We start from the raw sequence: 7,095 nt of genomic DNA on the forward strand, positions 1-7,095 counted from the left end.
TCGGGAAGATCATCCGCCGATCCCTCCACCTCGACAGCAAGCTGGACGAGAAGACCATCGACGCGCTCCTCGACATGGCCCTGCCGCCCTCCGCACGCGCACCGCGCGGCCCCCCTCCTTCTTTCCGGCACCGACCGGCCGACTCACGACTCAGAAGAACACGGACCGCCGCTGCACCAGCAGCTTGTACAGCGTGTGCTGGATCTGCTCCCGCACCTGGTCCGTCAGGTTGAACATCAGCATCGGATCCTCCGCGGCCTCCGCCGCGTACCCGTCCGTCGGGATCGGCTCGCCGAACTGGATCGTCCACTTCGTCGGCAGCGGCACCGCCCCCAACGGCCCCAGCCACGGGAACGTCGGCGTGATCGGGAAGTACGGCACCCCCAACAACCGCGCCAACGTCTTCGCGTTGCCGACCATCGGGTAGATCTCCTCGGCCCCCACGATCGAGCAGGGCACGATCGGCGTCCCCGCGCGCAGCGCCGTCGACACGAACCCGCCCCGCCCGAACCGCTGGAGCTTGTACCGCTCCCCGAACGGCTTCCCTATCCCCTTGAAGCCCTCCGGCATCACGCCGACCAGCTCCCCGGCCTCCAACAGCCGCTGCGCGTCCTCCGCGCACGCCAGGGTGTGACCGGCCTTGCGCGCCAGCTCGTTCACCACCGGCAGCATGAACACCAGATCGGCGGCCAACAGCCGCAGGTGCCGCTGCGCGGGGTGCTGGTCGTGCACGGCGAACTGGAGCATCAGCCCGTCCAGCGGCAACGTCCCCGAATGGTTGGCGACGATCAGCGCGCCGCCCTCCTTCGGGATGTTCTCGATGCCCTTGACCTCGACCCGGAAGTACTTGTCGTACAGCGGCCGCAGCAAGGTCATCAGGACCTGGTCCGTCAGCTCCTCGTCGTAGCCGAAGTCGTCGACCTCGTAGTCCCCGGTGATCCGGCGCCGCAGGAACGCCAGCCCGCCCGCGATCCGCCGGTCCCAGCCCGCACCGGACGACGCCGCCGACCCGGCGGCGGGCTCCACGAGCGGTACCTCCACCGGCTCGCCCAGCGGTTCGGCCGCCACCGGATCGGCCGCCACCGGATCGGGCGCCGGCGTCGGGACCGCCCGCACCGTACGGGGCCCGCCCCGCCGGCGCGGCCGCTCCTCGTCGAACGGGATGACCTTGGCGTCCGCCACTATCGCTTCGCTCCCTCGATCACACCGGCGCCCGCACCCGCGCCCGCATCCACCTTCAGCAACCCCGCCACCCGCTCCACGACACGCTCCACCCGATCCGCCGGCAGCAGCCCGCTCCCGCGACTGCGCGCGAAGTCCGCGAACGTCTCGGCGGTCGTGTACTGGGGCCGGAACCCCAGGGTCTCCCGCATCTGCGTGGTCTCCACGACCCGGCCGTGCGTCAACAGCCGGATCTGCTCGGGCGAGAAGTCCGTCACCCCGACCGCGCGCAGCGCCGACCCCACCCACGTCACCGCGGGCAGCAGCAACGGCACCGTCGGCCGCCCGAGCCGGCGCGAGCACTGCGACAGCAACAGCACCCCGTCACCGGCGACGTTGAACGTCCCGCTGTTCAGGGTTCCGCGCCGCGGCTCCCCCGCCGCCAGGCGCAGCACGTCCACGACGTCGTCCTCGTGGACGAACTGCAGTCGGGGGTCGTAGCCGAGGACCGTCGGCATGACCGGCATGGAGAAGTACTCGGCGAGCGCCGAATCCGCCCAGGGCCCCAGGATGTTCGCGAACCGCAGCACGCACACCGCCACGTCGGGCCGTCTGCGCGCGAAGCCGCGTACGTAGCCCTCGACCTCGGCGGCCTCCTTCGCGAAACCGCCCGCCGGCAGCGACTTCGGCTGGGTCGTCTCGGTGAAGACGGCCGGGTCGCGGGAGGTGCCCCCGTACACGCTGGTGCTCGACTTCACCACGAGCCGGCGTACGGTCGGCGACTTCTGGCAGGCTCCTAGGAGCTGCATCGTCCCGATGACGTTGGTTTCCTTGACCGCGCTGCGCGCGCCGGCCGATCCCGGGCCGCCACCGGTCACCGCGAGGTGCACCACGGTGTCCACGGCGTGCTCGGCGAGCACGCGGGCGATCCCGGACTGTCTGATGTCCGCCTGTACGAACTCGGCCGAGCCGAGCCGGTGCGGCGGTTTGACCGCGTCGACCGCGACGACGCGTTCCACTTCCGGGTCGCGCTGGATCCGCCGCACGAAGCGGCCCCCCAGCTGCCGGGATGCCCCGGTGACGAGCACGACCTTCCCCACGAGCTCAGCGCCTCCCTCGAAGAAGTCCCCGGCTGCACCGCAGCCCCTCCACCAAGGATGGTGGAGGGGCTGCGGAGAACACGTACAGCTGCCGTTTACTTCTTGTTACGGCGCTGGACGCGGGTGCGCTTGAGCAGCTTGCGGTGCTTCTTCTTGGCCATCCGCTTACGCCGCTTCTTGATAACAGAGCCCACGACTACCCTCGCTCACTTCTCGGAACATCCCCGTGTTGACGGAGAACGGTGCGGGGCGTCTGGGCCCACACGACCTACGTCGGCCTAGCCTACCCGCCCGAGCTCGGAGCTTGTAATCCGCGGCCTCCGCCGATGATCCGGAGCCCCTCCTCAGGCTGATTCCACCCCCACGAACGACTCCCGGAGGTACTCGTGAACCGCGTTCTCGGGGACCCGGAAGGACCGGCCCACCCGGATTGCGGGCAGATGACCGTTGTGCACCAGGCGGTACACGGTCATCTTCGACACTCGCATCACCGAGGCGACCTCCGCCACGGTCAGGAACTGAACCTCACTGAGAGGCCTCTCGCCAGCAGCCATGACACACCTTGACCTTCCGCGCAGGACGGGCACCGGCTTCCCCTCCGGTTACTCATCGTCGTCGCACGCTCACTCCCCAGAGTAGGGGCGGGTGATACGAGTGGGGAAGAGGAGCTACGGCCACTCCTGGCGGCACGGCAGTCTTGCGCGGTGCAGCAGGTATCGCGTAAGCGGGCGGTAGTAGTCCGGGCGCACCCCGTCATCAAGCGGAACGGCCACCGCCAGCCGCCCCTCGGCCTCCCCGACGAACAGCGCGGGATCATCCGTGTCCCCCAGCCCGATCGCCTCGACACCGAGCTGACCTGCACCGCAGACCCAACCGTGGTCCCCCACCACCAACTCCGGCAGCCGCTCGCCGGCCTCCGCCAACGCCCCGAGCGCGACCCGAACCGGCAGCGGCGAATGGGAGTGCACGCCGGTCGCACTCCCCGACGGCCGCACGCCGGGTTCCCGCACCAACGCGACTCCCCGTACGTAATCGATGCGGTGCGGGCGTACGCCGAACCGGGTCGCCATGTCGACACGCACCCCCTGCGCCGGAGTGAGGACCTCACATCCCGCCGCCGACAGCGCCGCCGCCAAACAGGCGTAGAACTCCAGGAGCCGATGCGGATGACCCGTCCCGAACAGCACGGGAGCCCGCGCTCCCGCCACCGCACCCAGCCGCTCCGCGAACGCGCCCAGGGCCGCCACCGTCCGCTCCGGATCGATCACGTCCGGCCCGCTGACGTGCGCGGGGTCCGCCGAGACCCCGCACTTGGCCGCCATCAGACCCAACAACTCGCCCTCGCCCCACACCCGCTCCGGGTCGAGCCCCAGCAGCACCCGCGGATCGCGCGCCGCGAACAGACGGTAACTGCGCAGGCTCTCCTCCCGCGTCGTGGCGACGGGCCCGGCCAACCGGGCGGCCAGCAGATGCGCACGCAGCGCTCCGGTGCTCAACACGCTCCGATGCTGTCGCACCCCACCTGGCGGGTCATCAATTCCGGCGAACAGCCACACAGTTGGCGTAACACATGCTGCGTCAGGTCAACATCCCGCGCAGCGGGAACACCGCCCGCCGCGTCGCGAGAACGGCCTGATCCGTACGGTCCGCCGGATCGTAGCCGGCCTCCCACTCCCGCCACCCGACCGTCCGACCGTCCGTCATCCGCGCCGGCGCCGACTGCCGCGTCCGCGCGTACACCTCGTCCCGCCACGCCTGCGGAACCTCCGCCGCCGGGTCCACCGGCCGGTGCGCGGCGATCCCCACCAGGTGCGTCCACGACCGCGGTACGACGTCCACCACCGCGTACCCGCCGCCGCCCAACGCCAGCCAGCGCCCCTCACTGTGCTCGTGCGCCAGCCGGTGGCAGGCCTCCTGCACCGACCGCTGCGCGTCCAGCGACACCGCGAGGTGGGCCAGCGGATCCTCGAAGTGCGTGTCGGCGCCGTGCTGGCTCACCAGCACCTGCGGCCGGAAGTCCGCCAGCAGCTCGGGCACCGTCGCGTGGAACGCCCGCAGCCACGCCTCGTCCCCCGTCCCGGCCGGCAGCGCCACGTTCACCGCGCTCCCCGGCGCGCCGTCGCCCCCGGTCTCCTCCGGCCAACCCGTCTGCGGGAACAGGGTGCGCGGGTGCTCGTGCAGGGAGATCGTCAGCACCCGCGGGTCGTCCCAGAACGCCGCCTGGACCCCGTCGCCGTGGTGGACGTCCACGTCCACGTACGCGACCCGCTCCGCGCCCAGCTCCAACAGCCGCGCCACCGCCAGCGCCGCGTCGTTGTACACGCAGAAACCGGCGGCCCCGCCCGACATCGCGTGGTGCAGCCCCCCGGCGAAGTTCACGGCGTGCGCGGCCTCACCCCGCCAGATCGCCTCCGCCGCCGCCACCGACTGACCCGCGATCAGCGCCGACGCCTCGTGCATCCCGCGGAACGCGGGATCGTCCAGGGTCCCGATCCCGTACGAGCCGTCCGCCGCCCCCGGATCCGCCGACACCGCCCGCACCGCCGCCACGTACTCCTCGCGGTGCACCAGCCGCAGCGTCGAATCCCCGGCCGCGCGGGCCGCCCGCACCTCGACCTCCCGGTCGAGCCCGAAGGCCCGTACCAGGCCCATGGTCAGCGCCAGACGCACCGGGTCCATCGGATGGCTCGGCCCGAAGTCATACTTCGTTACCGCCTCGTCCCACATCAACAACCCGGTCACCGGCTCGCCGCTCATGCCCGCCACCGTATCGGGCCCCACCGGAGCCGAACGAGCGGGTACTGAACAGCGGCACCAACACCAACACCATCGGGATCAGCATCGCGCCCCGGTAGCTCCACGCGTCCCCGACCCCACCGACCAGCGGGGACCCGATCAGGAACCCGACGTAGTTGAAGATGTTCAGCCGCGCGACGGCCGTGTCGGACGCCCCCGGGAACAGCCTCCCCGCCGCCGCGAACGTCTGCGGCACGATCACGCACAGCCCGATCCCCAGCAACGTGAACCCGAGCATCCCCCACCAGGCCCCCGGCGCCGACGCCACCACCGCGAACCCGCCCGCGGCCACCACCGTCCCGCCCCGCACCACGGCCACCGCCCCGAACCGGCGCACCCCGAGGTCCCCGACGGCCCGCCCGATCAGCGTCGTCACCATGTACACGTTGTACGGAACCGTCGCCAGCTGCTCCGAACCCCCCAGCACGTCCTGGAGGTACTTGGCACTCCAGTTCGCGACGGTCGAGTCCCCTATGTACGCGCACGCCATCACCAGGCACAGCGGCAGCAACAACTTCCCGCCCCCGGCCGGCCACCCCTGCGCCCCGTCCTTCGCCCCGGCCGCCGCGTCGACGTAGAACCGGCTCGCCAGCAACGCCAACGGCAGCACCAAGACCACCGCCGGCAGGTACCCGGTGAACAGCTCCAGGTGCCAATGCGCCCCCGCCCACGCCGCGGACGCGCCGAGGATCCCGCCCAGGCTGTACGAGGCGTGGAACCCCAGCATGATGCTGCGCCCGTACGCGCGTTGCAGGCTGACCCCGAGCATGTTCATCGAGGCGTCCAACGCCCCCACGGCCAGCCCGAACACCCCGAGGGCCACGGCGACCTGCCACATGGAGGTGCCGGCCCCCACCCCCAGCAGCGACAGCAGTACGACCGGCTGCGCCCACCGCAGCACGGCGCTGGGCGCGACCCGCTTCACCAGGTGCTCGGTGGCGACGCTCGACACCCCCGCCAGGACCGGCACGGCGGCGAGGAAGGCGGGCAACAGCCCGTCGGATATCCCGTACCGGTCCTGGATGGCCGGGATGCGGGTGACCAGGAGGGCGAAGGCCACCCCCTGCGCGAAGAAGCTGAACCCCAGGGCCCGGCGGCCACGCCGCAGCCGCGCATCAACTGTCATGGCGGCTGAGCGTAGGCCCAGGGGCTACCGGTGGGTAGAGCGATCACACACCCAATCCGAGCAGCCCGTAGAGCTCCTTCATCTCCCCGAAGTAGGCGTTGGCACCGGGGAGACCCTCGGCGGGGGTCATCGACGTGAAGGCGAGCACGTCCATCCCGGCGGCGCGGGCGGCGTCGATCCCGAGCCGGCTGTCCTCGACGACGACGCACCGCGCGGGCAGGACGCCCATCATGTCGGCGGCGTGCAGGAACAGGTCGGGCGCAGGCTTGCCATGACCGACGTCGTCCACGCTGAAGATCCACTCCTCCTCGAACCACTCGCCGAGCGCGGCACTGCGGTGCCCGACCCGGATCCGCTCGTGGCTCCCGGAGGAGGCGACGCAGTACGGCACTCCCTGCGCGGACAGCTCCGCCAGCACCTCGGTCACGCCGGGGACGGGCCGCAGGTCCTGCTCGAACGCGGCGAAGATCCGGTCGTGCAGGACCCGGTCGAAGTCCGCGGGCAGCCGCTGCCCGGTCCGTTCGAGGATCAGGTCGTGCACCCGGTGCACCGCGCCGCCCAGGTAGTCGCGCAGGGACTCCTCATAGGTCGTCGGGTGCCCGACCTCCGTCAGGTACGCGGAGAGGATGGTGTTCGAGAGCGGCTCGCTGTCCACGAGGACGCCGTCGTTGTCGAAGATGACCAGCTCATAGCCCATCCACCCACAGTACGAGCGTTCGGTCCGGGTTCCCGGCAGGCCGGTGCTGGTAAACGGAGGAACTCTGGCCCCGCGGCCGGGCCGGCGGCCCGCCGGTAAACGACCTGGCCGTAAACGCAGAAAAGCCCCGCACCAGTTACCTGGTGCGGGGCTTTCCCACAATGATTGTTCGGCGGCGTCCTACTCTCCCACAGGGTCCCCCCTGCAGTACCATC

General features: G+C 71.2%; 8 protein-coding genes. All 8 read right to left on the minus strand.

Annotation, left to right across the window (positions count from 1 at the left end; all coding sequences use genetic code 11):
* Positions 1 to 150 precede the first annotated feature (150 nt).
* A complete protein-coding gene (locus AB0D46_RS38075; protein ID WP_362884637.1) occupies positions 151 to 1,182 on the minus strand; it encodes a lysophospholipid acyltransferase family protein in 1,032 nt (343 codons plus the stop codon).
* The gene (locus AB0D46_RS38080) at positions 1,182 to 2,261 is read right to left on the minus strand and encodes an NAD-dependent epimerase/dehydratase family protein (protein ID WP_362884639.1); all 1,080 of its coding nucleotides are present in this window, start codon (positions 2,259 to 2,261) and stop codon (positions 1,182 to 1,184) included. Before AB0D46_RS38080 ends, AB0D46_RS38075 begins: the two co-directional genes overlap by 1 nt.
* Positions 2,262 to 2,356: 95 nt before the next feature.
* Complete coding sequence (locus AB0D46_RS38085) at positions 2,357 to 2,455, minus strand: AURKAIP1/COX24 domain-containing protein (RefSeq protein ID WP_003948845.1); 99 nt, start codon at positions 2,453 to 2,455, stop codon at positions 2,357 to 2,359.
* A 150-nt stretch (positions 2,456 to 2,605) separates the two neighbouring features.
* Positions 2,606 to 2,815, minus strand: a complete 210-nt coding sequence (locus AB0D46_RS38090) for a helix-turn-helix domain-containing protein (RefSeq protein WP_162688852.1) — start codon at positions 2,813 to 2,815, stop codon at positions 2,606 to 2,608.
* Between the two features lie 114 nt (positions 2,816 to 2,929).
* Positions 2,930 to 3,760, minus strand: coding sequence for a phosphatase (locus tag AB0D46_RS38095; protein WP_362884641.1), 831 nt, complete (start codon positions 3,758 to 3,760; stop codon positions 2,930 to 2,932).
* A 79-nt stretch (positions 3,761 to 3,839) separates the two neighbouring features.
* Complete coding sequence (locus tag AB0D46_RS38100; protein WP_362884647.1) at positions 3,840 to 4,988, minus strand: acetoin utilization protein AcuC; 1,149 nt, start codon at positions 4,986 to 4,988, stop codon at positions 3,840 to 3,842.
* Positions 4,960 to 6,183: an MFS transporter gene (locus AB0D46_RS38105; protein ID WP_362884643.1), complete on the minus strand. Its 1,224-nt coding sequence runs from the start codon at positions 6,181 to 6,183 to the stop codon at positions 4,960 to 4,962. Before AB0D46_RS38105 ends, AB0D46_RS38100 begins: the two co-directional genes overlap by 29 nt.
* A gap of 43 nt (positions 6,184 to 6,226) precedes the next feature.
* Positions 6,227 to 6,880 carry an HAD family hydrolase gene (locus AB0D46_RS38110; RefSeq protein WP_362884645.1) on the minus strand — a complete coding sequence of 218 codons (654 nt, stop codon included), beginning with the start codon at positions 6,878 to 6,880 and terminating at the stop codon, positions 6,227 to 6,229.
* Positions 6,881 to 7,095: the final 215 nt, after the last annotated feature.

The sequence above is a fragment of the Streptomyces sp. NPDC048383 genome (genome assembly GCF_040651775.1).
In the GTDB taxonomy this organism is placed as follows: domain Bacteria; phylum Actinomycetota; class Actinomycetes; order Streptomycetales; family Streptomycetaceae; genus Streptomyces.

Bases quoted from the DNA above. Each gene is read 5' to 3' on its own strand.
- AB0D46_RS38090 (WP_162688852.1), bottom strand. From the start codon at position 2,815: ATGGCTGCTGGCGAGAGGCCTCTCAGTGAGGTTCAGTTCCTGACCGTG.
- AB0D46_RS38100 (WP_362884647.1), bottom strand. From the start codon at position 4,988: ATGTGGGACGAGGCGGTAACGAAGTATGACTTCGGGCCGAGCCATCCG.
- AB0D46_RS38105 (WP_362884643.1), bottom strand. From the start codon at position 6,183: ATGACAGTTGATGCGCGGCTGCGGCGTGGCCGCCGGGCCCTGGGGTTC.
- AB0D46_RS38110 (WP_362884645.1), bottom strand. From the start codon at position 6,880: ATGGGCTATGAGCTGGTCATCTTCGACAACGACGGCGTCCTCGTGGAC.